Below are 25,181 nucleotides of genomic sequence, written 5' to 3'. Positions count from 1 at the left end.
CCCCGTGGAGCCGGTCAACCTCGCTTGCCCCACATCCCGCAGGGGCTGACCTTGGTCAGCCCTCCCAACCGGAATGGTGCCCCCAGCTGCGAAGGGGCGACCAAGGTCGCCCCCTGCGGATCGCACTTGCAGGGCTCTACAACAGCTCGGCCGCCAAACGCCGGGCCTTCTCCATCACCTCGCGCTCCAGATCGGCAATGGCCGGCGGTGTCCAGCTCACGGCATCGGCGCCGGCCGCAATGGTAGCGCGGATGGCATCGTCGGTCGGGCCGCCCGTGGCGATGATCGGCAGGTCGGGATATTCCCGGCGCAGGGCCTCCACCACCTGGGGCGTGCGGGCGCCGGCGGCCACGTTCACGATGGAGGCCCCCGCCGCAATCTGGCGGTGCACCACGTCGTCGGCAGCGCAGGCGGTCACGCACACGGGCACGGCCACCTTCTCCACGAGCGCCGAGATGGACTCCACGGGAATGGAGGTGTTCACCACGACGGCGGCCACGCCGGACATTTCGGAGTGCAGGGCCGCCTCCACGCAGCGCTCGCCCTGGGTGATAGAGCCGCCGACCCCGTTGAACACCGGGCGCTGGGACGCGGCCACAAGCGCCTGGGTGATGGCCGGCTGGCAGGTGAAGGGGTACACCGCGAGCACCGCATCGGCGTCGCAGTGGCAGATGACGGCCAGATCCGTCGAGAACACGAGCGAGCGAATCTTGCGCCCCTGAATGGCGATGCCGGGGGCCGTACGCATGACCTCGGGCACAGCGAGTACGCTCTCGTGGGCCCGCGCCCGCTCCGCATGTTCTCTCTTGATGACCTTGGTCACAGCCGCGCTCCTCGCTCTTGCCGCCCGTGGCGCCCTTGCCAGCGCCTTCTTCTTAGAGCGCTCAGTATAGCAATCCCGGCGCCCGCGCTACCGCTGAAGTCGCCCCCTGCGCCATCTTTCCGCTTCCGAGGCGGCAAGGCGCCTTCGGTGGGGTACGCTTCTGCCGACGATACCCTGCGGCGCGCAAGCCTTAAGGCCCCGGCGCCGCCCACGGAAGGAGTGCCCTATGAACGTCGTGTGCCTCGATTTGGAAGGCGTGCTGGTTCCCGAAATCTGGATCGCCTTCGCCGAGGAAGCCGGCATCCCCGAGCTTAAGCGCACCACCCGCGACGAGCCCGATTACGACAAGCTCATGAAGTGGCGCCTCGACGTTCTGGCCGAGCACGGGCTGGGCCTGCCCGATGTGCAGGCGACCATCGCGAAGATCGACCCCATGCCCGGCGCCCGCGCGTTTTTGGACGAGCTGCGCAGCCTCACCCAGGTCATCATCATCTCCGACACCTTCGAGCAGTTCGCCAAGCCCCTCATGGAGAAGCTCGGCTGGCCGACGTTGTTCTGCAACGAGCTCGTCGTCGCCGAAGACGGCACCATCACCGACTTCGCCATGCGCTGCCCCGAGACCAAGCTCACCACGGTGCGCGCGCTGCACTCCTGCGGCATGCAGACCATCGCCGCCGGCGACTCCCACAACGATTTGGGTATGATCCTGGATTCGAAGGCCGGCTTTTTGTTCCGCACCACCGACGCCATCAAGGCCGAGTACCCGGAGCTGCCGGCCCTGGAAACCTACGACGAGCTGCTCGCCGCCATCAAGGCCGCCTTATAGTTCCGTTCGCCCTAACGGGACGAACGGACCCGTCGACGCTGCGGTTCCGACAGGCACCTGCCCTTCGCATTCAGCGCTTTCCCTCACGGCCCGAAGGCCGCTCGGCCGCGCTTCAAGCGAATTGCAGGTGCCTGTCGGAACCTCGCTGACTTCCTTGGGCGAACCTGGTATCTTTTGCATTCTTATGGAAGAAGCACTCCTGGAAATAATCGAAGCCGTGCGCAGCGGCGTCGTCGGTGGCGAAGGGGCCGACAGCAGCGCCGACGCCGCATGGCTCGACAAGCTGGTGCGGCGGCACAACCGCGCCGCCCACGACGGCACGCGCCAGGTGGCCAAGCGGCGGCTCCTCCCCTTCTACCTGCGCGTGAAGGCCGAGGAGCCCGAGCGGTGGGCGGCGTGGAACGTGAGCGAGGCGACCGACGCAGCCCTCGTGCGCCTTCTGCAGGCCAAACCGCGGCGCACCGCCTCGGGCGTGGCCACCATCACCGTGCTCACGAAGCCCTGGCCGTGCTCGGGCGCCTGCGTGTTCTGCCCGAACGATATCCGTATGCCGAAGAGCTATCTTTCCGACGAGCCGGCCTGCCAGCGGGCCGAGCGATGCTGGTTCGACCCCTTCCTCCAAGTGGCCGCGCGCCTGCGGACGCTGACCGCCATGGGACATGTCACCGACAAAGTGGAGCTCATCGTGCTGGGCGGCACCTGGAGCGACTACCCCGCCGCCTACCAGCGCTGGTTCACAGGCGAGCTCTTCCGCGCTTTGAACCTGCCCGACGAGGAGCGCGCCCGCGAGGCGACCGAGCGCCAGAGGTGGTACGAGAACCGTGGCCTCCCCCGCGACCGCGACGCGCTGGCCGCCGCCGCTGCGCCCCTCCAGCAGCGCATCGACGCCGGAGAGCTCCCCTACAACGAGGCATGGCGGGAGGCCTACGGCGAGGAAGGCCCGCGCGGGCATGAGGCCAGAACACTGCCGCATCCCGGCATGTCGACGGAGGATCAGAGGGCAGACCAAGGTCTGCCCCTACGGGAAGGCGTTGAGGGTGAGGCGCTGCAAAGCTGCTCCTGGGACGCCCTTTTCGCCCTGCATCGCGCCAACGAAACGGCACCGAAGCGCGTCGTCGGGCTGGTGGTGGAAACGCGCCCCGACCTCGTCACCGCCGATGCCTGCCGAACCCTGCGCGCGCTCGGCTGCACCAAGGTGCAGATCGGCATCCAGAGCCTCTCCGACGACCTTCTCGCCGCCAACGGCCGCGCCATCACGTCCGCGCGCATCGCCGACGCCATGGCCCTCTTGCGGCGGTTCGGCTTCAAAAACCACGTGCACTTCATGGTGAACCTGCTCGGCGCCGACCCCGCCTCCGACATTGCCGACTACCGTCGTCTCGTCACCGACCCGGCGTTTCTGCCCGATGAGGTGAAGCTCTATCCCTGCTGCCTTGTGGAAAGCGCCCGACTCACCGACTGCTACGAGGCCGGCCGCTGGCGCCCCTACACCGAGGAAGAGCTCGTGGGAGTCCTCGTCCAGGACGTGCTGGCCACCCCGCCCTGGACGCGCATCTCCCGCATGATCCGCGACATCTCCGCCACCGACATCCTCGCCGGCAACAAGAAGACCAACCTGCGCCAAGTGGTAGAAGCCGCCGTTGATGCCACGGGCGAGACGGTTGCCGAGATTCGCTCCCGCGAAATCTCCGTAGAAGGCGCCACCGTGGGCGACCTTTCCCTTCAGACCATCGCCTACCAGACCGCCACCACCGAAGAGCGCTTCCTTGAATGGATCACCCCCGAAAACAAGATCGCCGGCTTCTGCCGCCTGTCGCTGCCGACGGCACTTCCCCGCGACACCGCCAACGAGTCTTCTCCCCCTCCCATCAAGAGCGAGCAAAGCGAGGCGAGGGGTTCCTCGTTTGCTTCCCCCTCCGCGCCGCAAGAGGCCATGATCCGCGAAGTGCATGTGTACGGGAAGGTGGCCGCCCTGCACCGCACCGGCGAGGGCACCCAGCATCTGGGCCTCGGGCGGGCGCTCGTGGAAGAGGCCTGCGCCCAAGCGGCGGCCGCCGGGTACACCGCGATTAACGTCATCAGCGCCGTGGGCACCCGCGTCTACTACCGCAACCTCGGCTTTAAGGACGCCGGGCTCTACCAGAAACGGCCGCTGCCATGAGCATCGCCGACGAGCAACGCGTTTCCGCATCTGGAGCAACGACCACGCAGAGCGCCTCGCAACCCGGCGCCTACTCCCCCCAGGTCATCCGCAAGCTGAACGCCCTCACGAGCGACTTCTACGCCCGCGAGGCCGCCTCGTTCTCGGCCACGAGACAAGCCCCTTGGCATGGCTGGGAGAAGGCTTGGGAGCTCATCACGGCCCACGATGCCGTGCAAGGCCCCTTCCCCAGCCACGCCGCCCGCGTCCCCGATGACAGTGCCGGCGATTCCGGGGCGCCCCTCACCATCCTCGACCTTGGCTGCGGCAACCTCCGCTTCGAGCGCTTCCTCGCCGAACACACGAACGCCCCCCTGCGCATCACCGCCCTCGACAACTGCCCCGATCTGGCATCTCCCGCAATCGGCGCCCTATCTGCCGCCTTTCCGCACAGCCCTAGCAGCTCCTCTGCTGCTTCCAAAACGAAAGGAGGGGATGCTTCAGGACAGGGCACGAACCTCCCCGAAAAGACCACCGTAGATCTCCGCGCCCTCGACATCGTGGAATCCCTCCTCGACGGCACCTTCGCCGATCGTCTCCCGCGCAACTCCTGCGACCTCGCTGTCGCCTTCGGACTCATGCACCACCTGCCGACAGGCGCCCTGCGGGCCCGGGTTCTCGAAGGGCTCCTTAGTTCCCTGAGGCCCGGCGGCTTCGCCATCGTGTCGTTCTGGCAGTTCCTGAACGATGCGCGCTTGGCCGCCAAGGCCGCCGCGGCCACTGCCGAGGGCCGCGTCGCCCACGGCTTGCTCACCTTCCAAGAAAACGACTTTCTCCTCGGTTGGCAGCACGCAGAGGGCGTCTACCGCTTCTGCCACCATACGCCCGAGAAGGAAATCGATGCCCTCCTCGCCCCCATCCGCAACCCCAGCGCACCTTCTGCCAGCAGCTGCGCGTCCACCGCCTCCCTCCCCTTGCGTGAGGTCGCCCGCTTCTCCGCCGACGGCAAGCAGGGCAACCTCAACCGCTACCTCATTTTGCAGCGCCTCTAGCCCAGACGCACCCTCGTCCCCACCGTTTTCCAGCCGCGAATTCACGGTCTTCCCGTAACAAGCGTCAATTCGTGACTGACCGGAGACCAAAACAGCCCCGTTTGAGAGAAATGCAGCCGCAAAATGACGCTTGTGACGTCAACATCGTCATTTTGCGGCTGCTCGCTCTTTTGGCGAAAGTTTGAAGGAGCTAACAAGAACGGCACATCAGCGGGAAATCTGCTAAAGTGCGCACCATGGCAAGAATACCTGACACCCCCAAAGTCGCTCGCCGCCGCGAGCGCGAGAAGCGCACCATCTCGAACATGGTGGCGATTTATTGCGCCGGCAACCACGAGGCGACCGCACGCACCGAGACCAGCCATGCCGGCGAGGCGCTCTGCCCCGCGTGCAAGGCCATCGACGACTACTGCGTCCTGCGCACCGAGCGCTGTCGGTCCATGGCCCACAAAACAAGCTGCGAGGAATGCGGCAACCACTGCTACGCCCCCGCCCAGCGCGAGCAGATCCGCGCCATCATGCGTTACGCCGGTCCGCGCATGATCACGCGCCACCCAATCGCTGCCATCCGGCATCTGCTAAAGAAATAAGGCCGACGCCCTCTCGTCCCTCGGCGAGACTACATCCCCAAATACGCCAGCAGCCCCTCGCAGCCGTCGCGCACGTCGGCGTAGGTAGTCTCGAAATCACCCGTGTACCAGGGGTCGTCGACGCTGCGGCTGGTGCCGGCGAATTCCAAGAGTTTGAGCACCTTGCCGTCCGGGTCGCCGCCGAGGATCCAGTTCATGTTGCGAATATTGGCCGTGTCCATGCCAATGATGAAGTCGAAGGCGTCGTAATCGGCGCGGCGCAGCTGGCGGGCGCGCTTGCCTTCGAAGCCGCCGATACCATGCTCGCGCAGCACCACCGCCGTGCCCGGATGCACCGGGTTGCCGATCTCCTCGGTGCTCGTCGCCGCCGACTCGATGTGGAACTGCTCGGTAAGCCCCCGCCGCGCCACCATGTCCTTCAACACGAACTCGGCCATAGTCGATCGGCAGATGTTGCCGTGGCAGACGAAAAGGACACGAATGGGAGACTGGGTCATGGGGAAAGCCTTTGCAAGGAGACCGATTGTTTAAAAGATACGGTGCATATTATCTCACAGCAACCCCCATCGCCCTAAGCCACAAGTCGCGGTTTTCTTCCAGTATCGCGAAGGCGCCATAGCACCCGTCGGTTACTTCTGGGAAAATACCGCCCAAGCATTGGACGGCTCGCTCGGAGCAACGGCCTTCCCGTACGCGCCTCGCGCTGCGAACCGAGGAACCGAGCAGAGGGAACAGGAGCATCATGGCAGAGTTCATCTACCAAATGTACAAGGCCCGCAAGGCGGTGGGCGACAAGGTTATTCTGGACGACGTTACGCTGTCGTTCTACCCCGGCGCGAAGATCGGCGTCGTGGGGCCCAACGGCATGGGAAAGTCAACCCTGCTGAAGGTCATGGCCGGCCTCGAGGAGGTTTCCAACGGCGAGGCGCGCCTGACGCCCGGCTACACCGTGGGCATTCTTCTGCAAGAGCCGCCGCTTGAAGAGGACAAGACCGTCCTCGAGAACATTCAGATGGCCTTCGCCGATGTGCTGGCCAAAGTGGAGCGCTTCAACCAGATCGGCGAGGAGATGGCCGCGCCCGACGCCGACTTCGACGCGCTCATGGACGAGATGGGCAAACTGCAGGACGAGATCGACGCCGCCAACGGGTGGGACCTCGACTCCCAGCTCTCCCAGGCCATGGACGCGCTGCAGTGCCCCGACCCGGACGCGCCCGTGAGCATCCTTTCCGGCGGCGAGCGCCGTCGCGTGGCGCTGTGCCGCCTGCTTCTGGAGCAGCCCGACCTGCTGCTCCTCGACGAGCCCACCAACCACCTGGACGCCGAATCGGTGCTCTGGCTCGAACAGCACCTGAAGACCTACCCTGGCGCCGTGCTCGCCGTCACCCATGACCGCTACTTCCTCGATCACGCCGCCGAGTGGATCTGCGAGGTGGACCGCGGGCAGCTCTTCCCCTACAAGGGCAACTACTCCACTTACCTGGAGACCAAGGCCGCCCGCATGGCCGCCCAAGGCCAGGCCCAGGCCAAGCTTGCCCGCCGCATGGAGCGCGAGCTGGAATGGGTGCGCAGCTCACCGAAGGCCCGCCAGGCGAAGTCGAAGGCCCGTCTGGCCAACTACGACGCCATGGTGGCCGAGGCCGGCAAGGCGAAGAAGCTCGACTTCGCGGAAATTCAGATTCCCGCTGGCCCGCGTTTGGGCTCGAAGGTGCTCGTCGCGAAGAACCTGCACAAGGAGTTCGACGGCCGCGTGCTCATCGACGACCTGTCCTTCGAGCTGCCTCGCAACGGCATCGTGGGCGTGATCGGTCCCAACGGCGTTGGCAAGACCACCCTGTTCAAGACCATCGTGGGCCTTGAACCGCTCGACGGCGGCGAGCTGGAAATCGGCGAGACGGTGAAGATCGCCTACGTCGACCAGAACCGCGCGGGCATCGACCCGGACAAGAAGCTGTGGGAAGTGGTGTCCGGGGGCACCGACTACATGATGGTCGGCGAGACCGAAGTGCCCTCCCGCGCCTACGTGGCCGCCTTCGGCTTCAAGGGAGCCGACCAGCAGAAGCCCGCAGGCGTGCTCTCCGGCGGCGAGCGCAACCGGCTGAACCTGGCGCTCACCCTGAAGGAGGGCGGCAACCTGCTCCTTCTGGACGAGCCCACCAACGACCTGGACGTGGAGACCCTCTCCAGCCTGGAGGCGGCGCTGCTCGACTTCCCCGGCTGCTCGGTCGTGGTCAGCCACGACCGCATGTTCCTCGACCGCATCGCCACCCATATTCTGGCCTGGGAAGGCGACGACGAGAACCCGGGCCGCTGGCACTTCTTCGAGGGCAACTTCGAGGCCTACCAGGCCGACCGCGAGGCACGCCTCGGCAAGGAAGCCGCCAAGCCCCACCGCCTCCACCGCAAACTAACCCGCGACTAGGCGCCGACAGTGGCCCTGGGGCCGACGAGGGCGCACTTATCATATTCCCCCATCGAAGAGGGCGGTCTCACAGGGATCGCCCTCTTTCTATCTTTTGATTGATATGTTGCTGAGTTTTTCTCTATCATTTTCTCGAATTCATGTCGAATATGTCCTAATCTAACTGATATAATACCCCTATTAGGCAATCTATAGATTGGATAATCATGAGAGAACACGACATGTCCCAGCAAATTAAGGAGATCCGGAAGCACTACGGGCTCTCCCAACAGGCCTTTGCGCGGCTACTCGGCATCGGCGAGGCCAGCATCACTCGCTACGAGAAGGGTATCGCCCCCACCAAGGCCAACGCCAACCTCATTCGCGCCACCATGATTCCCGCGTTCATGGCCGGCTGCCTCGAGCGCGACGGCGACGCGCTTACCCCCAAGCAGCGCGCATCGGTCGAGAAGATCGTCTACGCGGAAGTGACCTTTGACGAGGGAGGAGACGTCATGGACACGACGGAAATCTACGAGATAACGTTGCAGCAGGAGGTGTTGAACGAATCCGCCTGGGACATCATGGCGCAGATCTCCAGAGCACGCGCCGAGGCAAAGCTCAAGGGAAATGACGAGCTAACGATAATCTACGACGACATCGAGCAACAGATCGCTCGCCTTGTGCCCGAAATTCTCTCGGACTCAGCGGCCAACCAACATGCTATCGATGAGATACGAGGGCAACTGAAAGGCTTTCAGCAATTTCTTTCGACCCAGCTCGCAAAGGCGGCCTAATCATGGGCGATGAAGACAAATACACCGAAAGAGAGTTCAGCGAAAAGTTCGAAGAGCTGCGCTGGAATCTCCTGAGCGCCTATCGCCCTACCCTTGAATCGCCACCTCAGGCTTTTTTGCTCGGGGGCCAGAGCGGGGCAGGGAAAACCACGCTCCACAAGATCATCCATCGCCGACTGGACGGCAATGGCATCAGCATCAACGGGGACGACTATCGAAAGTTCCACCCCCGTTTCTTGGAGCTTCAGCGCATCTACGGAGACGAGGCCGTTAACTATACTGCGCCATGGGCAGGACGCATGACCGAGGCGCTTATCGACTCGCTTTCGCGCATCGGGTACAACCTCGTCATCGAGAGCACGTTGCGCACGGCAGAGGTGCCCCTGAAAACGGCGGAGCTGCTGCGCCAGCGCGGTTACGGGGTGTCCCTCGCGCTCATGGCCGTAAAGCCGAAGATATCGCTCGTCAGCTGCCAGATACGCTACGAGGAGATGCGCGTGGCCGGCACCACGCCCCGAGCCACCGATCCGGCGCACCACAACAAGATCATCGACCAGATCGTCTCCAACCTCGGCGTCCTGGAAGCAAGCGGAATGTTCGACGAGATCGCCCTCTACGACCGAAGCCAAACGCGTCTGTTCCCCCGCGAGGGAGCTGGCGACAGCGCCGAAGAAGCCTTACGCACCATCCTCTTCGACCCCTGGACTCCCGAGGAGCGACGCCACTACAACGAGCTCAAAGCCAAGCTGAACTACCTGAAGACAAAGTAAAACCCGCCCTGCGCTACCAACGACGAGCGGGTTTCAAGCCCCGTGGGGGACGAACCGAACCGTCCCCCACAGCTGTCTTCATTCTAGCACGAATGGAGATACCGCGGGATAGCCGAGAGATGCGCTATTCGTTATGAACGCTCTGTAGCCGACTCTTCTTCCCCAGTGTCGTCAACTGGCTCAGAATCATCAATCGCCTCGAGCCCATCGGCCGGCTCGGGATCACCGGGCTCTTCGGCATCATCAGTCTCCCCGGCCTCCTCGGCGAGGGCGGCGTCTTCGGCCAGAAGGCGGTTGAACTCCTCCACGTCGTACAGCTCGCCGGTGTCGCTCAACTCGTCCACCACGGGAATCTCGACGGCGTCGTCCGCATCGCCGGCAAAGTCCTCGCCCCAGCCGTCCGCAACGCCGTAGTCCTTCATGCCGAAGCGCGCACGACCGCAGCTCACCAGGCGCGGCTCGAAGCCTTCCGCCTCATCGTCGCCCACAGCATCGGCATTGTACCAGTGGCACTCCTCCACCGGCACGGCGGCCACTGCAGCAGCTGCGGCGGCGGCCGGTGTGGCGCCCTTCTTGGAACGCAGGGCGTTGCGGCGGCGCAGAGCGGCCTGAAGAGCGGTCTCTTCCACGACCTCGCGCGCATCGCCATCGGTACCCTCCCCGCCTTCGATATTCTCCTCGTCGAGCAGCGGATTGAAGGTGCCCGCTGAAGCGGCGGCCGCCTCGACCTCGGCAGCGCGCTGGCGCGAGGACTCGACCGCCAACCCCGCCACGGCGCCCGCAGCGGCAAGGCCGAGGACGCCCACGGACACAGGACCGGCCATCTTTACGGCATCGAGCCATTCCACCTCGCCGGTAGACGCCAGCGCCTCGTGCATGGAGCCGCCCACGCCGTACTTCATCACCTGCACCACGTGGTGTCCGCCCTGCTCGCTCACGCCGAGCTCCGAGGCTGCGGCCCAGCCGCGCTCGCGCAGCACCGCCGCCCGCTCGTTGGCCCGGGACACCACGGCATCGCGGTCGTCGAAGGCCAGAGCGTCCAGCGGGCAGGCGGCGACGCAGGCCGGCACGGAACCTTCGGCCACCTCGGCCCCGCACCCGTCGCACAGGCAGAGTTCGCCGCGCTCTCCCCGATGGCGGGGAGCGTCGGCGGGACACACCATAGCGCACAAGTGGCAGCCCACGCAGCGGGCCGCGTCCAGAGACACGAAACCCGTCTCGCCGCTCACCGCCAGCGCCCCGGTGGGGCACACTTCCGCGCAAGGCGCCTCGGCGCAGTGCACGCAGCCGGCGCGGGCCGCCTCCCACACGGTGCCGCCGTCGGCCAGCGTGCGCTCGAAGCGCGCCACGGCAAGCGGCGCCTCCTCGTCCAGCACGGCCGCCCGCCCGAACGCGCGCGCCGCCATATCCTCCGACGACGACGCAGGCCCGAGGCCGAAGCGGCCCTTGCAGGCAGCGACGCACGCCTGGCAGGCAGAGCACCGACTGCTGTCGAAAAGAATTGCCTTGACAGCCATGATGCTCCCCCTAAGCCTTCTCGATATCGACCAGGAAACCCTTGACATCGCGGGCCGCCCCCACGGGGCTTTCCGCCGCAGGGGCCAAAACGCCCCACATGGCCGCCGCGGCGTCCTCGCTGCCGAGGGCCATGCCGTTCAAGCACACATAGTGGCCCTCGTTGCCTTCGCATTGGAAGGGACGGATACGGTCGGTGACGAGCACCGGCGCCTCCGCGGATCCGCGCTCGTTGAACACGCGGGCCCACTTCCCCGTGGCCAGGCCGCGAATGCGAGCCAAACTCGCCGACATTTCCACGAAGCAGCCGGGCTCCGCGGCAGCCAGCGTCTCGCTCAGGGCGCGCCGAGCGCCGTCGCGGCCGTCCGAGCCGTTGATGACCGCCGCAATGGGATAGGCCGCGCGATCCGCCTGCATAGAGGAGTAGTCCGGCGCCAGCGCATCGGCCACGGCGGCATCCACCGCCCCGTCGTCGCCTGCGGCACCGGGTGCCTTCGCGGCGGCCGCCAGCAGCACCGGAGAGGCGTAAGCCCCGTTCAGGCGATTGTTCAACGGGGACTCCAACGGTTCGTAGTGCTCGGGCACAGGCCCGTCGCCCAACCGGTCGGACACCAAAAGCCCCACCTGTTCCCAGGTACCGGGGAAGGCCTGGTTGTCCGGCTCGAGCCATCGTCCGTCGCGCAGAATCGGGAAGTCGGGCGCATCGATGCAGGCCCAGCTCTCCCCCTCCCAAGTAAGGAGATTGCGCTCGCGCACCCAGGGCTGGCCCGCCAAGTTCGCGCTCGCCCGGTTGCCGCGCACCCGCACGTTGCCGGGCCACGTGAAGCCCCAGCCGGGGAAAAGCCCCAGACCGCTCTCGTCGGCACCGTCGCGACGTCCCACGGGTTGCTCGGCCGCATCAGCCGCACTGGCGCCGTTCGACCACAGCCCCGCCAGGAAAGCCGCGCCGCAGGCCGTCGAGCCGTCGGCGCGCAGCCCGTCGGCACCTTCCAAAAGCACCAGCTCGCCGCCGTCCCAGTCGCTGTCCTCGACGACATAGCCGTTCATCGCCCAGGCCACCTTCACCAGATCGATGCTGTCGGATGTCACGTAGTCCCACCGGGCCTTAAGGATCGGATCCGTCGCCGCACCGCCCTTGGTGTCGTACAGGTTGAACACGCGCTCCCACATATCGCCGATGATGGCAGCGTCCGTGCGGCTCTCGGCCGCCGGCTCAACCGCCGCCTCAGCATGCTGCAGAAGGCGGCCGCCGCTCGCCCGGATGCCGGCCTTCTCGAAGCCGAGGACGCTTGGCAGCTGGAACACCGTCGTCTGCTGCTGGGAAGGATCCTCCACCCGTTCCCAAAACGTAGCCGTGAGGTTCGGCGAGCCGTCGGTCACGACGAGCCACGCTAGGCGCCCCACGTCGTCGGCCGTAACGCCCGAAGACGCGCTCCCCACCAGATCGGCGCCCCACAGGAAACACCCCTGCAGCAAGCCTGTGCACAGCGCCTCGCTGAACGACGCACCGCCAGCCGGTGCCTTGGGCAGCCAATCGTAGCCGTAGTCGTTGTCGAAGGCCGCCTCCTCGCCCCACCACTCACGCAGGGCCGACACCAGGGCACGGGGCCGCAGTGAACCCGCGCCGGCCGGCTCGGTGTGGGCCTCGAGCCACGCCTGGAGCGTCGTCTCGCCCTCGGTGGGCCAGGGAAGATCGCCGCAGAACATGTCCGGCGAAAGCCCCATGGCATCGGCCAGCCCCTCATTCGCAGCGCCCCCCAGGTAGGAGATGCCGCCCCCGGGCACGCCGATGTTGCCGAGCAGCAGCTGCACCACAGCGGCCGCGCGCGCCGCCTGGGCCCCCGTGCCGTGCTGCACGAGACCGGGCCCGGCCAGCACCTTGCCCGCCCCCTCCACCGCGCCCGTGGCCGCGAAGGCCCCGTAGGCGCGCTCGAGCAGCGACCGCTCCACGCCGCAGACGGTGGCCACCGTGTCCAAGTCGTAGCGGGCGAGAAACTCCTGCAGGCGCACCCAGGCGCAAGCCGGGTCCTGCAGCGTGATATTGCGCTCGCAGCGCGGCTGGGACGGCACGGCCCAGGCAGGGACGCCCTCACCGCGCACCCAGGAGAACTCGCCGTCGAAGCGCATGTTCCACGTGTCGAAGCCGTCGGTCTGATAGCCCCAACTGGTCTTGTCGTAGGTGCCGGTCATGGGATCCCAGCCGAAGAAGGCGCCGCTTGACGCGTCGAAGGAGAAGGCGGGGTCCATGAGGTAGGAGGCGTTGGTGAAATTCAGCACGTACTCGGGCTGCCAGAGGGAATTGTCCATGGCGTATTTGGCCAGCCCCCCGAGAAACGCGATGTCGGTGCCGGGGCGGATGGGCACGTGGATGTCGGCCATCTCGGCCGAGGCCGAGCGCAGCGGATCCACGGCGATCCAAAGCGCGCCCGCATCCCGGGCACGCTCGATCCAGCGAAGGGAGAGCGGCTGGCTTGTGGCAACATCGGCACCCAGAGTGAGCAGGCAGCCCGTGTTCGCGATATCGCTCCAGAGCCCGTCGGGCTCGGCGATGCCGAGGGTCGCGGCGACACCGGCTGCGAAGGCACGCCGACCGAAAGCCGCTTCGGAGTCGATGTTCACCACGCCCCAGGATCGCAGCGCCTTGGCGAGCAGGAACTGCTCCTCAGCCACAAGGCGCGCGCCGCCGAAGCTGCCGATGGCCCGAGTGCACATGACCGGCACGCCGCGGGGACGCTTCCGGGCGCCGTAGTCGTTGTCGCCGTAGCCATCGTCGCCGTAGCCGCCGCGGTCGCTCCAGTCCCATTCGTCGAAGTCCGTCTCGCCCTGCGCCTCATCGTCGGCCTCCACGCCCTCGATGCTCTCTTCGAAGGTGGCGTCCCGCGCGTCCTTCACCAAGTTGGCGATCTCATCCAGTGCGCGATCCCAGGAGATGTCCTCCCATGCATCCGACCCGGCGCGACGCACCCGCGGCGAGGTCAAGCGCCCCGGACTGGCCGTCGTCGCGCCTTCGCTCGCGGCGTCGTTGCCGCCCGCGCCATTGCCACCATCGCCACCGGCGCCGTCCTCGGTCGCCCCTTCGGGCGCCTTCCACAAGTCGGTCAGCGCCTGAGCGCGCAGGCAGAGCCGCCCTTCAGAGAACGGATTCGCGCCGTCGCCGCGCACCGCCGCCACCCGCCCGTCCTCCACCTCGAGCACCAGTGTGCAGGCGCCCGGACACTCCTCGCAGACGACGACCGGCCCCGCAGGGGCCGCAGGCTCTTCGGCCGGCGCCTCGTCGGTGCCGGCGGGCTCTTCGGCGACCTCTTCGTCGGCCCAGGCTCGATTCGGATCCAAACCCCATGCCGCGCTTCCCGCCGCCACGGCTCCGGCGCCGGCCAGAAAGCCTCTCCGCGTCAATTTCATGGACGAACGTCTCCTTCGCACAGGCCCGCGTCCTGCTAGCGCAAGCCTATTCACACCCTGTCTCTTAGAACCTTCATTTTCACACAAGAGACCGTCGTGCGGACGCTCAAAAACCCCGAGCGCGCGCCGTAGGCGAGATGCCCACAAATTGTCCACGATTGCGGCGCTGATCTGCCCATTGATGAGGTTTATCCTCGTCTTTTCCCATTGGAAACATTCGCCCCCTAACCTAAGCGCATCAGAAAACCGCACCATGAAGGAGGCCCCATGGCCCGCATCAATCGCAACTACGAGAAGCTGCCCGGCAGCTACCTGTTCTCGGAAATCGCCCGGCGCACCGCCGCCTACCAGGAAGCGAACCCCGACGCGCGCCTCATCAAGATGGGCATCGGCGACGTCACCCGCCCGCTCGCCCCGGCCGTCGTCGCCGCCATGCACGCCGCCGTAGACGACCTCGCCGCCGCCGAGACCTTCCACGGCTACGGCCCCGAGCAGGGCTACGCCTTTTTGCGCGACGCCATCGCCGAGCACGACTTCGCCGCCCGCAACATCGCCATCGACCCCGACGAGATCTTCATCTCGGACGGCGCCAAAAGCGACTGCGGCAACATCGGCGACATCTTCGCCGAGGACAACGTCGTGGCCGTGTGCGACCCGGTCTACCCCGTTTACGTGGACACCAACGCCATGGCCGGCCGCGCCGGCGACTACGACACGGACACCGAGCGCTGGACGAACATCGTCTACATGCCCACTACCGCCGAGAACGACTTCACGCCAGCCCTGCCCGACGCGCCCGTCGACCTCATCTACCTCTGCTCGCCGAACAACCCCACGGGCACGGTGCTTTCCCGCGAGGCCCTGCAAAGATGGGTCGATTACGCCAACGCCACGGATGCCGTCATCCTCTTCGACGCCGCCTACGAGCGCTTCATCGCCGACCCCGCCATCCCCCACTCCATCTACGAAATTCCCGGCGCGAAGACGTGCGCCATCGAGTTCCGCAGCTTCTCGAAGACCGCCGGCTTCACCGGGGCCCGCTGCGGCTACACCGTGGTGCCGCGTGACCTGGTACGCGAGGGGCAGAGCTTAAACGCCATGTGGAACCGCCGCCAGACCACCAAGTTCAACGGCGCCTCCTACGTCATCCAGCGGGGCGCGGCGGCCATCTACACTCCGGAGGGGGCGGCCCAGGTGGACGAGACGATCGACTTCTACCGCGCCAACGCCCGCACGATAAAGGAGGGCCTGGCGGCGGCCGGCCTTGAGGTGTACGGCGCCGACAACAGCCCGTACGTGTGGTGCCGCACCCCTAACGGCACCGGCTCCTGGGACTTTTTCAACCGCCTTCTGGAAGAGGCCAACGTCATCACCACCCCCGGCGCCGGGTTCGGGCCGGCCGGCGAGGGCTACATCCGCCTGACCGCCTTCGGCGACGCGGACGACACGCGCGAGGCCGTCGAGCGCATCAAGCGGATGCTCGATGCCGAGAGTCGCGACTAGCCGAAGCGCACCACGGAACCGGCGCTCAGTCGAGCCCGCGCGCCGTTTGCTGACGCTTGTCAACAAACGCTCCACAATTGATCGCCGATGACGCGACTCAACAATTCGCCGCTATACTGGTCACCATCGCATTGACCGCATCGATTCAAGGAGAGACACCATGAACACCAACCATGCGAAGGCCATCAAGGGCATGAGCATTGCCAATATCGTGCTCGCAGCCCTCGGCATTTTCGGCATGCTCATCGCTTGGGCAGGCCTCGGCGTCGGCGGCGCCGCCATTTCCGGCTCCGGCTACGACTACTTCTACACCGACGACGGCCTCTATTTCACCACCGATGACGTGTCAGTGCTGCTCGGCATGCTGGGCTTCCTCGTCTTCCTCGTGATCGTCTGCGCCGTGCTCATTCTCATCGCCGGCATCCTCGGCGTGCGCGGCGCGGCCAAGCCCGACAAACTGCGCGGCATCATGATCTGGAACATCGTCGCCGCCGTGGTGAGCCTTCTCTCCTGCTGCTGGGTGTCGCTCGTGCTCTGCATCATCGTGGCCGTGTTCGCCAACAAGGATCGCGCCCTGTACGCCGCCGCGCCGGCGCCCGCGGCTCCCTACGGCTACGCGCCGGCCGCTGCGCCTGTCGCACCGGTAGCCCCGCAGCAGCCCGTGCAGCCCGCAGCCGCTGCGCCCCAGCAGCCTGCCGCTCCGGCCGCCGCTGTTCCCGTGGCCGCTGCCGTGGCCGCCGAGGCCGTTGCCGGCGCAGTGATGCCCGCCACGGCCGCTACGGCCCCTGCGGCAGAAGTCGTCGCCACCGAACAGGTCGTCGCGGCCGAGCCCGCAGCAGACGAACCCGTAGCTGCCGTCGCGGAGGAGACGGTCGCCGAGCCCGTCCCCGCCGCCGTGGTGGAAACGGTCGAGGAGGACACCTTCGCCCCGGCCGAGACTCCCGAGGAAGCCGCCGAGGCCGCAGCCGAGCCGGCCATCGTCCTGCCTGACAACTACATCGAAGACGCCCAGGCCGGCGTAGCCGTCGTCGAGGAGATCTCCTCCGACGCCGACACCGCAGCCGCCGACACTGCGACCGACGACGCCGACAACGACAAGCCCACCGCCTAACTTCGACTCGCGGGCAAGCCACATCGCTGCCGCCATCACCCGCCACGAAGGCCCTCCCACTCTATAGCCGGAGGGCCTTCTCTTTCTTGGAACGATCTTCTCTCTTTTTTTCTCTCTCTTTCTTTCTCTTTCTCTTTCCCTTTCTCTTTCCCTTTCTTTCTCGAACCGATCTCCTCTTGCCCCAAATCGGCGCATATACCCCATCCACCCGCAGAGCACCGTTCGCTAACCCGTAGCACGAGAGGGGTTTTTGCCAGGCCACCGCAGCCTTCCCGACAAAAAGCCCCCTCTGGCTGCGGGTCGAAACTCAAAAAGGGGCAAAAACCCGTAGCCAGACGTGGGTTTTTGCCAAAGCAGCATAGCCCGAGGGCCCAAAATGTCGCAAACGGGAAACGGCGATGGCAGAAAACCGTCTCAGGCTACGGATGGGTGCGCAACCGCAGGCGGTCAACGCCGTCTGCTTGCCTTCCCATCTTCTCTGCCAAAGCGCCCGCAATCGGCGGCGGCGAGCAGGATAGTTACCGAACTGCTTCGGAAAGGCTACGGGGCGGGGACTTGCCCACCTGGAGAGAGACCTATAATCGACCCATGAGACAACGCGCGCCCGCGCCAACGGCACCAGTGGCGGCGTCAACAGCCGCGCCGGTGGCGGCACCAGCGGCGGCATCGGCGCCAGCGCAGCAGCCACAACAACGGCCGCACCAGTAGCAACGGCGCCCATAATACAGCGAGGCGCGCCGACCCAAGAGGCACAAGCGCAAACCATCAGGGGTGAGAGTCATGAACCGCGAGAGGGAAATCGTCAAGGCGAGCGTATACGGCATTATCGGCAATGTGCTGCTCGTCGCCTTCAAGATGGCCGTCGGGTTCATGTCCCATTCCATCGCCATCATCTTGGACGGCGTGAACAACGCCACCGACGCCTTGTCCTCCATCGTCACCATCGTGGGCACGAAGCTCGCCGGGCGCCGGCCCGACCGCCACCACCCCTTCGGCTACGGCCGCGTGGAGTACCTCACCAGCGTCGTCATCGCCATCATCATCCTCGTGGCCGGCTTCATCTCCCTGCGCGAATCCATCGACAAGATCATCCACCCCGGCGCGCCCAGCTACTCGACCATCACCATCATCGTCATCGTGGTGGCCATCCTCGCGAAGATCGCCATCGGCATCATGTTCAAGCGCTTCGGCGACAAGACGAACTCCGAGGCCCTCATCGCTTCGGGCATTGATTCCAACTACGACGCGGTGCTCTCGGCCGGCACGCTCGTGGTAGCGGCGGCCCAGAACTTCTGGGGCCTGAACATCGACGGCGCCGTGGGCCTCATCATCTCGCTTGTGGTTCTGAAGGCCGGCTTCGAAGTGCTCGGCGACGCCCTCTCGCCGCTTATCGGCGGCCCGGAGGACAAGAAGCTCGTCGACGACATTATCGCCTACACCAACAGTTTCCCCGATGTGAGCGGCACCTACGACGTGGTGCTGGACAACTTCGGCCCCAACGAAGTCTTGGGCTCGGTGCACATCGAGGTGCCCGACGATATGTGCGCCCGCGACATCCACGCCCTCACCCGCCAGATCAGCGAAGGACTCACCGAGAAGTTCGGCATCCTCACCACCGTGGGCATTTACGCCGAGAACACCACCGGCGCCTTCGCCCCTCTGCATGCCGACCTCGACGCCCTCGCGAAAAGCGACCCGGCGATCCTGCAGGTGCACGGCTTCTACGTAGACGAGAAAACCTCGACCGTCTACTTCGATTTGGTCATAGGCTTTAAGGCCGACGACGACGCCATCCGCGACAAAATAATCGCCCATCTGAAGGAAAAATATCCCGATTACACCTACAATGTCGTCATCGACCACGATTACGAAGACGATCAGCCAACGTAGGCGATCATGGGGAAAGGGGCGCACGATGGCGGGCGAGAGCCAGAAACTGAAGCTGCTCAACCTCGCCAAGATGCTCTACGAGCGCACCGACGAGAGCCACGGCCTCACCTGCCCCGAAATCATCGCCGGGCTGGCCGAGGCGGGCATCGAGGCCGAGCGCAAATCGGTGTACCGCGACTTGGACGCCCTTCGCGACTTCGGTCTCGACATCGCGAAGCTTCCCACGTACCCGGTCAGCTACGCCCTCGTCTCGCACACCTTCACCGCCGCCGAGCTCATGCTGCTCACCGACGCCGTGCAGTCCTCGCGCTTTCTCACGGTTCGCATGGCCCATCGCCTCACCGAAGGGCTGGCGTCTCTGGGCTCCTGCCACCAGGCCGCCGCGCTTTCCAAGAACGTGCACGTGGAAGGCCGCATCAAGATGCAGAACGAATCGGTGTTCCATCACGTGGACACCTTGCACGAGGCCATCCGCCGCCACCGGCAGGTGGCCTTCCGCTACGTGAAGCACGACGTGAACAAGCGCCCACAGCCCCAAGGGGGCGGCCGCATCTACTGCGAGACGCCGGTGTGCCTCATTTACTCCGAGGGCTGCTACTACCTCATCGCCTACAACGAGAAGCACGACTCCTTCCCCAGTTACCGCGTCGATCGCATGCAGGGGCTGCGCATCACCGACGAGGCGGCCGTGCGCAACGAGCGCATCGCCACCTTCGATGCGGCGGCCTACACTTCTCGCACGTTCTCCATGTTCGGCGGCGAGACGACGCCGGCGACGCTGCTGGTGGAGGAATCGGTCATGAGCGCCATTATCGACCGCTTCGGCAAGGACGTGGAAAGCGCGCCGGTGGATGCGACCCATGCCCGCGTGCACGTCACCGTGGCCGCCAGCCCCGTGTTCTTCGGCTGGCTCGCCCAGTTCGGCACCGCCGTGCGCCTAGAGGCCCCCAGTGCCCTGGCCCGCCAGTACGCTGACTACCTGAGAGACATCGCCGACAGCTACTAGAATCGTCTAATGCACGACCTTCTCGATGAGGGACTGAAGACGGTGAACGTCGAGCGGCTTGGGAAGATGCGCATCCATGCCGCATTCCAGCGAGCGCTTGCGGTCCTCGGAAAACGCGTTGGCGCTCACGGCGATGATGGGCAGCGACGCGCGCAGCGGGTCGGACAGCGCGCGGATGGCGCGGGTGGCGGCATAGCCGTCCATGACCGGCATCTGAATGTCCATGAGCACCAAGTCGTAGGCGCACGCATCGGCATCTTCGATCATCCCCACGGCCACCTCGCCGTTTTCCGCCGTGTCCACCGCATAGCCCGCGTCGTCCAGAAGACAGCAGGCGATCTCGCGGTTGAGCTCGTTGTCCTCCACGAGCAGAATGCGGTGCACCGGGCCCCGCCCGCGGCTCGGACGCGGCGCCTCGGCGGCCACGTCGGCGGGAGCCTGGCGGAAGGTGACGTCCACGGTGAAAGTGGAGCCCTCCCCCGGCGCGCTTTCCACGGCGAGCTCGCCTTCCATAAGATCGAGCACGTTGCGCACGATGGTGAGCCCGAGTCCCGTGCCCTGAACGCCCGAAGCCGTGGTGTTGCTCTCCCGTTCGAAGGGCATGAACATGCGCTCCATGAACGCGGGCTCCATCCCTACGCCCTTATCGGCCACGACGAAGCGGAAGCTGGCAAAGCCCTGGGGCGCGCCGGCGTTCTCGGCCACGCTGATGCGCACGGTGCTGCCAGCCGGCGAGTACTTGATGGCGTTGTCCACCAGCTGGGTGAGCACGTGGGACAGGCGCACGGCATCCACGAGCACGCGATCGTGGGCCAGAGGCTCAATGTCGCAGGCCAGGGTGACGTCGGCGCGGTCCGCCAGATCCACCATGTCCATGCGCGCCTGCAGAACCAGCTCGGAAAGCGAGCATTCCGCCTCGGCCAGCTGCACATGGCCCGCTTCCATGCGGCTGATCTCCAGCGCCTCGTTCACCACGTCGAGCAGCTGCTCGGAAGCGGCCAGCACTTTGTCGCTGTAGGCGCGCACCCGCTCGGCCTCGCCGCCATGGGCCGAGATGAGCGACGCGTAGCCCACCACGGCGTTCAACGGCGTGCGGATGTCGTGGGACATGTTCGAGAGGAACGTGTTTTTCGCCACGTTGGCGGCCTCGGCCTCGGAAAGGGCGTTGCGCAGCATGGTACGGTGCTCGAGCTCGCGGGCATAGGCCTCGCGCAGCTGGGCGTTCACCGCCTCCAGCTCGTCGGCCCGCTCGCGCAGCTTGTCCGTGGCGTCGTTGATGAACACGTAGAAGAACTCGCCCGCGTCCAACGTGACGTGGTGGCCGTAGTCCTCTATCCAACGCACCGAGCCGTCGCGGCGGATGATGCGGTACTCCACGTAGTCCATGGAGTACCGGTCGGCCTGAATCTGACGGCTGATGGAGTGCTCCACGGCCTCGATGTCCTCGGGGTGCACCATGCCGGGGAAGGTGCCGCCCGTCAGCGCGACGAACTGCTCCTCGTCAGCGCAGCCGAAGATGCGCAGGCAGGCCTCGTTGACGTAGACCACCGCCTCGTCGCCATCAGCATGGTAGACGAAAAAGCCGCCTGGCATATGAGCGAGAACGTCGCCGATGTCGAGCTGGGCTAAAGCGGGGAATATGGAGGGCGCCGAGGTTGCCATGTGCTGCTTTCTTCTGTCGGTCGAAAAGGTGCTTTCCGTATGCTACCACGGCCGTTGCCCAGCGCCCCCGAAGCTGTCGATGAGCCCACGAATTTGTAACGAAAGAGAAACGTGGAAGGCTTACGAGAAATCGAACATGGCGGTGGAAAGGTAGCGCTCGCCCGTGTCGGGCAGGATGACGACGATGTTCTTGCCCACGTTTTCGGGCCGGCGCGCCAACTTCGCCGCCGCCGCCACGGCCGCGCCCGAGGAGATGCCCACGAGCAGTCCGTCATGGGCAGCCAGCTCGCGCCCGGCCTCGAAGGCCTCCTCGTCTTCGATGGCGATGACCTCGTCGTAGATAGCGGTGTCCAGCGTCTCGGGCACGAACCCGGCGCCGATGCCCTGAATCTTGTGGGCGCCGGCGCGGCCCTCGGAGAGCACGGGGGATCCGGCCGGTTCCACGGCCACCACCTGGATGGCCGGGTTCTGCGCCTTCAGATAGGCCCCGGTGCCCGACAGCGTGCCGCCGGTGCCCACGCCGGCCACGAGGATATCCACCGCGCCATCGGTGTCCTCCCAGATCTCCGGGCCGGTGGTGCGCTCGTGCACGGCCGGATTCGCCGGGTTGGAGAACTGCGAGGGAATGAACGAGTTCGGAATCTCCGCCGCCAGCCGCTCGGCCTCCTCGATGGCGCCCTTCATGCCCTTGGCGCCCTCGGTGAGCACGAGCTCCGCCCCAAAGGCGCGCATGAGGTTGCGCCGCTCCACGGACATGGTCTCGGGCATGACGATGATGATGCGGTTGCCCCGCACGGCGGCGATGGCAGAAAGGCCGATGCCGGTGTTGCCGGAGGTGGGCTCGATGATGACCGTCTCGTCGTCGAGGACCCCGGCCTCCACGGCGGCGTCGATCATCGATTGGGCGGCGCGGTCCTTCACCGAGCCGGTGGGGTTGAACGACTCCACCTTCCCGATGAGCGTGGCGGGCAGCTCGTGGGCGCGCTCGTAGTTGGTCAGCTCCACCAACGGCGTATGCCCGATCAGCTCGGTGATGTTCTTGCGGACGGTCATGGCAGGTCCTTTCTGGTTGAGGCAAAGTCGACTACCGGTCGGGAGCGCGGGGTGTTCTGACCGAGCGAGTTCCGCAGATGGTATCGAAGGCACAATGATGCAGGGAAGCGCAATGCCTGCTGCGCCTTCGATACCAGCGAGGACTGTCTGAGCGAATCAGAATTCCCCGCGTTCCCGACCGACGAGGAGGTGCATTGCCCCCATCCTACTGAATGCCCCCGCTTCGTCAACGGCCCGCGCCATAGCGGTTTCCGATGGCGACGCGGCCGAGAAAACCGTCGCGAACCGTCAAGTTCCCCCTTCCATCGTCGCTCGGCGGCCGTATAATACCTAGCAGTTCCCTAGACTTGAATTCCAACCCGCCATAGGAGCTTCCCATGACCCTGCAGCAACTTCGCTACCTCATCGCCATCGCGAACCACGGCTCCATCTCGGCGGCGGCACACACGCTGTACGTGTCCCAGTCGAGCCTGTCGGTGGCCGTGCGCGACATCGAGCGCGAAACCGGCGTCACCATCTTCGAGCGTTCCAACCGCGGCATCACACTCACGAGCGACGGCATCGAGCTATTGGGTTACGCGCGCCAAGTGGTGGAGCAGGCCGACCTCATGGAGCAGCGCTACTCCGGCCGCGGCGGCGAGGCGGCGCAAAAGCTCTCCATCACCTCCCAGCACTACGCGTTCGTCGTGGAGGCGTTCCTGGAACTGGCCGAGGAATACGAGGGCACCAGTTACAACTTCAGCCTGCGCGAGACCCGCACCTCCGAGGTCATCGAGGACGTGCGCGACTTCCGCAGCGATCTGGGCGTGCTGTACCTCTCCACGTTCAACGAGAGCGTCATCGGGCACGCCCTTTCCGACGCGAACCTCTCCTTCAACCTGCTGTTCACCGCGCAGCCCCACGTGTTCGTCAGCGACAAGCACCCCCTAGCCTCGCGCACCGAGGTGACCGTAGAGGATCTGGAGGACTACCCCCGCTACGCCTTCGAGCAGGGCGCGAACAACTCGTTCTTCTATTCCGAGGAACCCTTGGCCGAGCTGCCGCACAAGAAGTGCATCTCCGTGAGCGACCGCGGGACCTTGTCGAACTTGCTCGCCCATCATGACGGCTACACCATCTCCTCCGGCGTGCTCTCCAGCGAGATGTACACCGGCATCGCCAGCGTGCCCCTGCAGACCAAGGAACTCATGCGCGTGGGCTACATCGTTCACAACGAGCGGCAGCTCTCCCCCCTTGCCGCCAGCTACATCGAGAAGCTGAGCCTGTTCGTGGAAGGCTACCAAATCGGCCTCGCCGGGCTGTAGGCCGAAGCAGCGCGGGCAGCATCCCCCTGCCTCTGTTCCCTCCCGGGCGGCCTAGAAGGTCCTCGCGATGGTGCCGCCGCCGAGGACGACGTCGCCTTCGTAGAGGACAGCGGCCTGGCCGGGGGCGGCGGCGCGTTGAGGTTCTTCGAAGGTGACCGTCAGCTCGTCGGGGCCGGTCTGCTCGGCTGTTGCCAGCACCGGTCGCTGGCGGTAGTGAGTCTTCACCTGCACCTTGCGCGGGCCTTCCAAAACGCCTCCGCTGATGAGATTCACATCGCAAGCCACCACTCCTGAGCTGAGCAGTTCGTCTTTGAAGCCGACGACGAGCCGGTTGGCGGACGCGTCCTTCCCCAGCACGTACAGCGGCTCGCGAGCCGCCACGCCGATGCCCTTGCGCTGTCCAATGGTGTAGCGGATGAGCCCCGCATGCTCCCCGAGAACGCGTCCTTCCCGGTTCACGATCTCGCCCGGCTCGAAAGCGGTTGCAACCGAAGCAGCAACCGAACCCGACCCCGTAGGGGCGGACCTTGGTCCGCCCTCGGCCGCAACCGCCAAGGGCACGCACGGGGCCTCTCCCTCGCAGCAACGTGTCCGGCACCAGCCTTCGATGAACCCCGCGTAGTCGCCGTCGGGGACGAAGCAGATGTCCTGGCTCTCGGGCTTCTCCGCCGTGACGAAGCCGTGGGCGCGGGCCAGCTCGCGCACCTCGTCTTTGGTCAGCTCGCCTAAGGGGAACAGCATGTGGGCCAGCGTATCCTGGGTAAGATGGTACAGCACGTAGCTCTGGTCCTTGACGGGGTCGCTTGCCCGCAGAAGCTGCCAGCGCCCGGTCGCCTCGTCCCAACGGCGCCGAGCGTAGTGCCCCGTGGCCACGTAATCGAGCCCCATCTCACGACGGCGCTTTTGCAGCGCCTCGAACTTCAGGAACCGGTTGCAGTCGATGCAGGGGTTGGGCGTGCGGCCGGCCAGATAGGCGTCGCAGAACGGACGCACCACCGCCGCATCGAAGCGATCGCGCAGTTCGAAGGCATCGTGGAGAATGCCAAGACGCCGGCACACCGCCCGCGCATCTTCTACATCGCGCGACGATCCGCACGTCGACCCCGCGCAAAGCGCATGCTCGCCCAGGGCGCTTACGGCGGCCGTGCTTTCTCGCCCGGCCCCTCCGTCTCGCAAGACCATCGTCGCGCCACGCACGGCATAGCCCGCTTCCTGCAACAGCAGCGCGCACACGGAGCTATCGACGCCCCCCGACATCGCCGCCATCACGCCGGACGCCCCGGGCACCGCAGCCGCCTCTCTGTCATTTCCGAAAGTCATGGGGCGCATCATAGCA

19 protein-coding genes are annotated in these 25,181 nt (G+C 65.9%); 12 read left to right on the top strand and 7 right to left on the bottom strand.

All coding sequences use genetic code 11. From position 1 onward, the window contains the following. Window positions 1-136 precede the first annotated feature (136 nt). Complete coding sequence (locus tag ACW4LP_RS00535; RefSeq protein WP_270358574.1) at window positions 137-823, bottom strand: beta/alpha barrel domain-containing protein; 687 nt, start codon at window positions 821-823, stop codon at window positions 137-139. 226 nt (window positions 824-1,049) lie between these two features. On the opposite strand from ACW4LP_RS00535, the gene thrH reads away from it, so the two are divergent. The 4 genes from thrH (at window position 1,050) to ACW4LP_RS00515 (ending at window position 5,431) form a co-directional block, all read left to right on the top strand. After that, entirely contained in the window at window positions 1,050-1,649 is a 600-nt protein-coding gene (gene thrH, locus ACW4LP_RS00530; protein WP_117285118.1) for a bifunctional phosphoserine phosphatase/homoserine phosphotransferase ThrH, read from the top strand. 184 nt (window positions 1,650-1,833) lie between these two features. Beyond that, window positions 1,834-3,810: an elongator complex protein 3 gene (locus ACW4LP_RS00525; protein WP_302569095.1), complete on the top strand. Its 1,977-nt coding sequence runs from the start codon at window positions 1,834-1,836 to the stop codon at window positions 3,808-3,810. Beyond that, window positions 3,807-4,841: a class I SAM-dependent methyltransferase gene (locus ACW4LP_RS00520; RefSeq protein ID WP_455803368.1), complete on the top strand. Its 1,035-nt coding sequence runs from the start codon at window positions 3,807-3,809 to the stop codon at window positions 4,839-4,841. Before ACW4LP_RS00525 ends, ACW4LP_RS00520 begins: the two co-directional genes overlap by 4 nt. 236 nt (window positions 4,842-5,077) lie before the next feature. After that, entirely contained in the window at window positions 5,078-5,431 is a 354-nt protein-coding gene (locus ACW4LP_RS00515; RefSeq protein ID WP_114548690.1) for a nitrous oxide-stimulated promoter family protein, read from the top strand. Window positions 5,432-5,460: 29 nt separating this feature from the next. Here ACW4LP_RS00515 and ACW4LP_RS00510 read toward each other — a convergent pair whose 3' ends face one another. Beyond that, the gene (locus tag ACW4LP_RS00510; protein ID WP_114548689.1) at window positions 5,461-5,928 is read right to left on the bottom strand and encodes a low molecular weight protein-tyrosine-phosphatase; all 468 of its coding nucleotides are present in this window, start codon (window positions 5,926-5,928) and stop codon (window positions 5,461-5,463) included. A gap of 245 nt (window positions 5,929-6,173) precedes the next feature. Between ACW4LP_RS00510 and ettA the strand changes: the two genes are divergently transcribed. From ettA to ACW4LP_RS00495, 3 genes are all read left to right on the top strand, one after another. Then, the gene (gene ettA / locus ACW4LP_RS00505) at window positions 6,174-7,853 is read left to right on the top strand and encodes an energy-dependent translational throttle protein EttA (protein ID WP_114548687.1); all 1,680 of its coding nucleotides are present in this window, start codon (window positions 6,174-6,176) and stop codon (window positions 7,851-7,853) included. 206 nt (window positions 7,854-8,059) lie between these two features. Next, window positions 8,060-8,629 (top strand): helix-turn-helix domain-containing protein, encoded by a 570-nt coding sequence (locus ACW4LP_RS00500; protein WP_114548686.1) that lies wholly within the window; start codon window positions 8,060-8,062, stop codon window positions 8,627-8,629. A gap of 2 nt (window positions 8,630-8,631) precedes the next feature. Then, the gene (locus tag ACW4LP_RS00495) at window positions 8,632-9,399 is read left to right on the top strand and encodes a zeta toxin family protein (protein WP_455803367.1); all 768 of its coding nucleotides are present in this window, start codon (window positions 8,632-8,634) and stop codon (window positions 9,397-9,399) included. A 131-nt stretch (window positions 9,400-9,530) separates the two neighbouring features. Here the strand turns inward: ACW4LP_RS00495 and ACW4LP_RS00490 are convergent, their stop codons facing one another. Next, window positions 9,531-10,916, bottom strand: a complete 1,386-nt coding sequence (locus ACW4LP_RS00490; protein ID WP_455803366.1) for a 4Fe-4S dicluster domain-containing protein — start codon at window positions 10,914-10,916, stop codon at window positions 9,531-9,533. 10 nt (window positions 10,917-10,926) lie between these two features. After that, window positions 10,927-14,316, bottom strand: a complete 3,390-nt coding sequence (locus tag ACW4LP_RS00485; protein ID WP_455803365.1) for a molybdopterin-dependent oxidoreductase — start codon at window positions 14,314-14,316, stop codon at window positions 10,927-10,929. A 267-nt stretch (window positions 14,317-14,583) separates the two neighbouring features. Here ACW4LP_RS00485 and ACW4LP_RS00480 point away from each other — a divergent pair, with 267 nt between their 5' ends. The 4 genes from ACW4LP_RS00480 (at window position 14,584) to ACW4LP_RS00465 (ending at window position 19,826) form a co-directional block, all read left to right on the top strand. Beyond that, on the top strand, window positions 14,584-15,819 hold the full coding sequence (locus tag ACW4LP_RS00480; protein ID WP_227070528.1) for an LL-diaminopimelate aminotransferase: 1,236 nt from the start codon (window positions 14,584-14,586) through the stop codon (window positions 15,817-15,819). A 160-nt stretch (window positions 15,820-15,979) separates the two neighbouring features. Then, entirely contained in the window at window positions 15,980-16,930 is a 951-nt protein-coding gene (locus ACW4LP_RS00475) for a hypothetical protein (RefSeq protein WP_114548680.1), read from the top strand. Between the two features lie 780 nt (window positions 16,931-17,710). Further along, window positions 17,711-18,820, top strand: a complete 1,110-nt coding sequence (locus tag ACW4LP_RS00470; protein ID WP_302808984.1) for a cation diffusion facilitator family transporter — start codon at window positions 17,711-17,713, stop codon at window positions 18,818-18,820. 25 nt (window positions 18,821-18,845) lie between these two features. Further along, window positions 18,846-19,826, top strand: coding sequence for a helix-turn-helix transcriptional regulator (locus tag ACW4LP_RS00465; RefSeq protein ID WP_418687369.1), 981 nt, complete (start codon window positions 18,846-18,848; stop codon window positions 19,824-19,826). A gap of 6 nt (window positions 19,827-19,832) precedes the next feature. Here the strand turns inward: ACW4LP_RS00465 and ACW4LP_RS00460 are convergent, their stop codons facing one another. Beyond that, the gene (locus ACW4LP_RS00460; protein ID WP_455803364.1) at window positions 19,833-21,488 is read right to left on the bottom strand and encodes an ATP-binding protein; all 1,656 of its coding nucleotides are present in this window, start codon (window positions 21,486-21,488) and stop codon (window positions 19,833-19,835) included. A 120-nt stretch (window positions 21,489-21,608) separates the two neighbouring features. Next, window positions 21,609-22,541: a cysteine synthase A gene (gene cysK, locus ACW4LP_RS00455; protein WP_418686456.1), complete on the bottom strand. Its 933-nt coding sequence runs from the start codon at window positions 22,539-22,541 to the stop codon at window positions 21,609-21,611. Window positions 22,542-22,918: 377 nt separating this feature from the next. Here cysK and ACW4LP_RS00450 point away from each other — a divergent pair, with 377 nt between their 5' ends. Continuing rightward, window positions 22,919-23,845 carry a LysR family transcriptional regulator gene (locus ACW4LP_RS00450; protein WP_418686455.1) on the top strand — a complete coding sequence of 309 codons (927 nt, stop codon included), beginning with the start codon at window positions 22,919-22,921 and terminating at the stop codon, window positions 23,843-23,845. A 51-nt stretch (window positions 23,846-23,896) separates the two neighbouring features. Here the strand turns inward: ACW4LP_RS00450 and ACW4LP_RS00445 are convergent, their stop codons facing one another. After that, on the bottom strand, window positions 23,897-25,165 hold the full coding sequence (locus ACW4LP_RS00445; RefSeq protein ID WP_418686454.1) for an MnmA/TRMU family protein: 1,269 nt from the start codon (window positions 25,163-25,165) through the stop codon (window positions 23,897-23,899). Window positions 25,166-25,181: the final 16 nt, after the last annotated feature.

This window comes from Adlercreutzia sp. CNCM I-6215 (assembly GCF_977072315.1).
This window is presented reverse-complemented; position numbering and strand designations above follow the sequence as displayed.

What these genes read in the sequence shown, in the direction of transcription:
- ACW4LP_RS00490 (WP_455803366.1), bottom strand. Translation starts at nt 10,916, where the DNA reads ATGGCTGTCAAGGCAATTCTTTTCGACAGCAGTCGGTGCTCTGCCTGC.
- ettA (WP_114548687.1), top strand. Translation starts at nt 6,174, where the DNA reads ATGGCAGAGTTCATCTACCAAATGTACAAGGCCCGCAAGGCGGTGGGC.
- ACW4LP_RS00465 (WP_418687369.1), top strand. Translation starts at nt 18,846, where the DNA reads ATGGCGGGCGAGAGCCAGAAACTGAAGCTGCTCAACCTCGCCAAGATG.
- ACW4LP_RS00470 (WP_302808984.1), top strand. Translation starts at nt 17,711, where the DNA reads ATGAACCGCGAGAGGGAAATCGTCAAGGCGAGCGTATACGGCATTATC.
- ACW4LP_RS00510 (WP_114548689.1), bottom strand. Translation starts at nt 5,928, where the DNA reads ATGACCCAGTCTCCCATTCGTGTCCTTTTCGTCTGCCACGGCAACATC.
- ACW4LP_RS00495 (WP_455803367.1), top strand. Translation starts at nt 8,632, where the DNA reads ATGGGCGATGAAGACAAATACACCGAAAGAGAGTTCAGCGAAAAGTTC.
- cysK (WP_418686456.1), bottom strand. Translation starts at nt 22,541, where the DNA reads ATGACCGTCCGCAAGAACATCACCGAGCTGATCGGGCATACGCCGTTG.
- ACW4LP_RS00460 (WP_455803364.1), bottom strand. Translation starts at nt 21,488, where the DNA reads ATGGCAACCTCGGCGCCCTCCATATTCCCCGCTTTAGCCCAGCTCGAC.
- thrH (WP_117285118.1), top strand. Translation starts at nt 1,050, where the DNA reads ATGAACGTCGTGTGCCTCGATTTGGAAGGCGTGCTGGTTCCCGAAATC.
- ACW4LP_RS00520 (WP_455803368.1), top strand. Translation starts at nt 3,807, where the DNA reads ATGAGCATCGCCGACGAGCAACGCGTTTCCGCATCTGGAGCAACGACC.
- ACW4LP_RS00475 (WP_114548680.1), top strand. Translation starts at nt 15,980, where the DNA reads ATGAACACCAACCATGCGAAGGCCATCAAGGGCATGAGCATTGCCAAT.
- ACW4LP_RS00525 (WP_302569095.1), top strand. Translation starts at nt 1,834, where the DNA reads ATGGAAGAAGCACTCCTGGAAATAATCGAAGCCGTGCGCAGCGGCGTC.
- ACW4LP_RS00515 (WP_114548690.1), top strand. Translation starts at nt 5,078, where the DNA reads ATGGCAAGAATACCTGACACCCCCAAAGTCGCTCGCCGCCGCGAGCGC.
- ACW4LP_RS00450 (WP_418686455.1), top strand. Translation starts at nt 22,919, where the DNA reads ATGACCCTGCAGCAACTTCGCTACCTCATCGCCATCGCGAACCACGGC.
- ACW4LP_RS00485 (WP_455803365.1), bottom strand. Translation starts at nt 14,316, where the DNA reads ATGAAATTGACGCGGAGAGGCTTTCTGGCCGGCGCCGGAGCCGTGGCG.
- ACW4LP_RS00500 (WP_114548686.1), top strand. Translation starts at nt 8,060, where the DNA reads ATGAGAGAACACGACATGTCCCAGCAAATTAAGGAGATCCGGAAGCAC.
- ACW4LP_RS00480 (WP_227070528.1), top strand. Translation starts at nt 14,584, where the DNA reads ATGGCCCGCATCAATCGCAACTACGAGAAGCTGCCCGGCAGCTACCTG.
- ACW4LP_RS00445 (WP_418686454.1), bottom strand. Translation starts at nt 25,165, where the DNA reads ATGACTTTCGGAAATGACAGAGAGGCGGCTGCGGTGCCCGGGGCGTCC.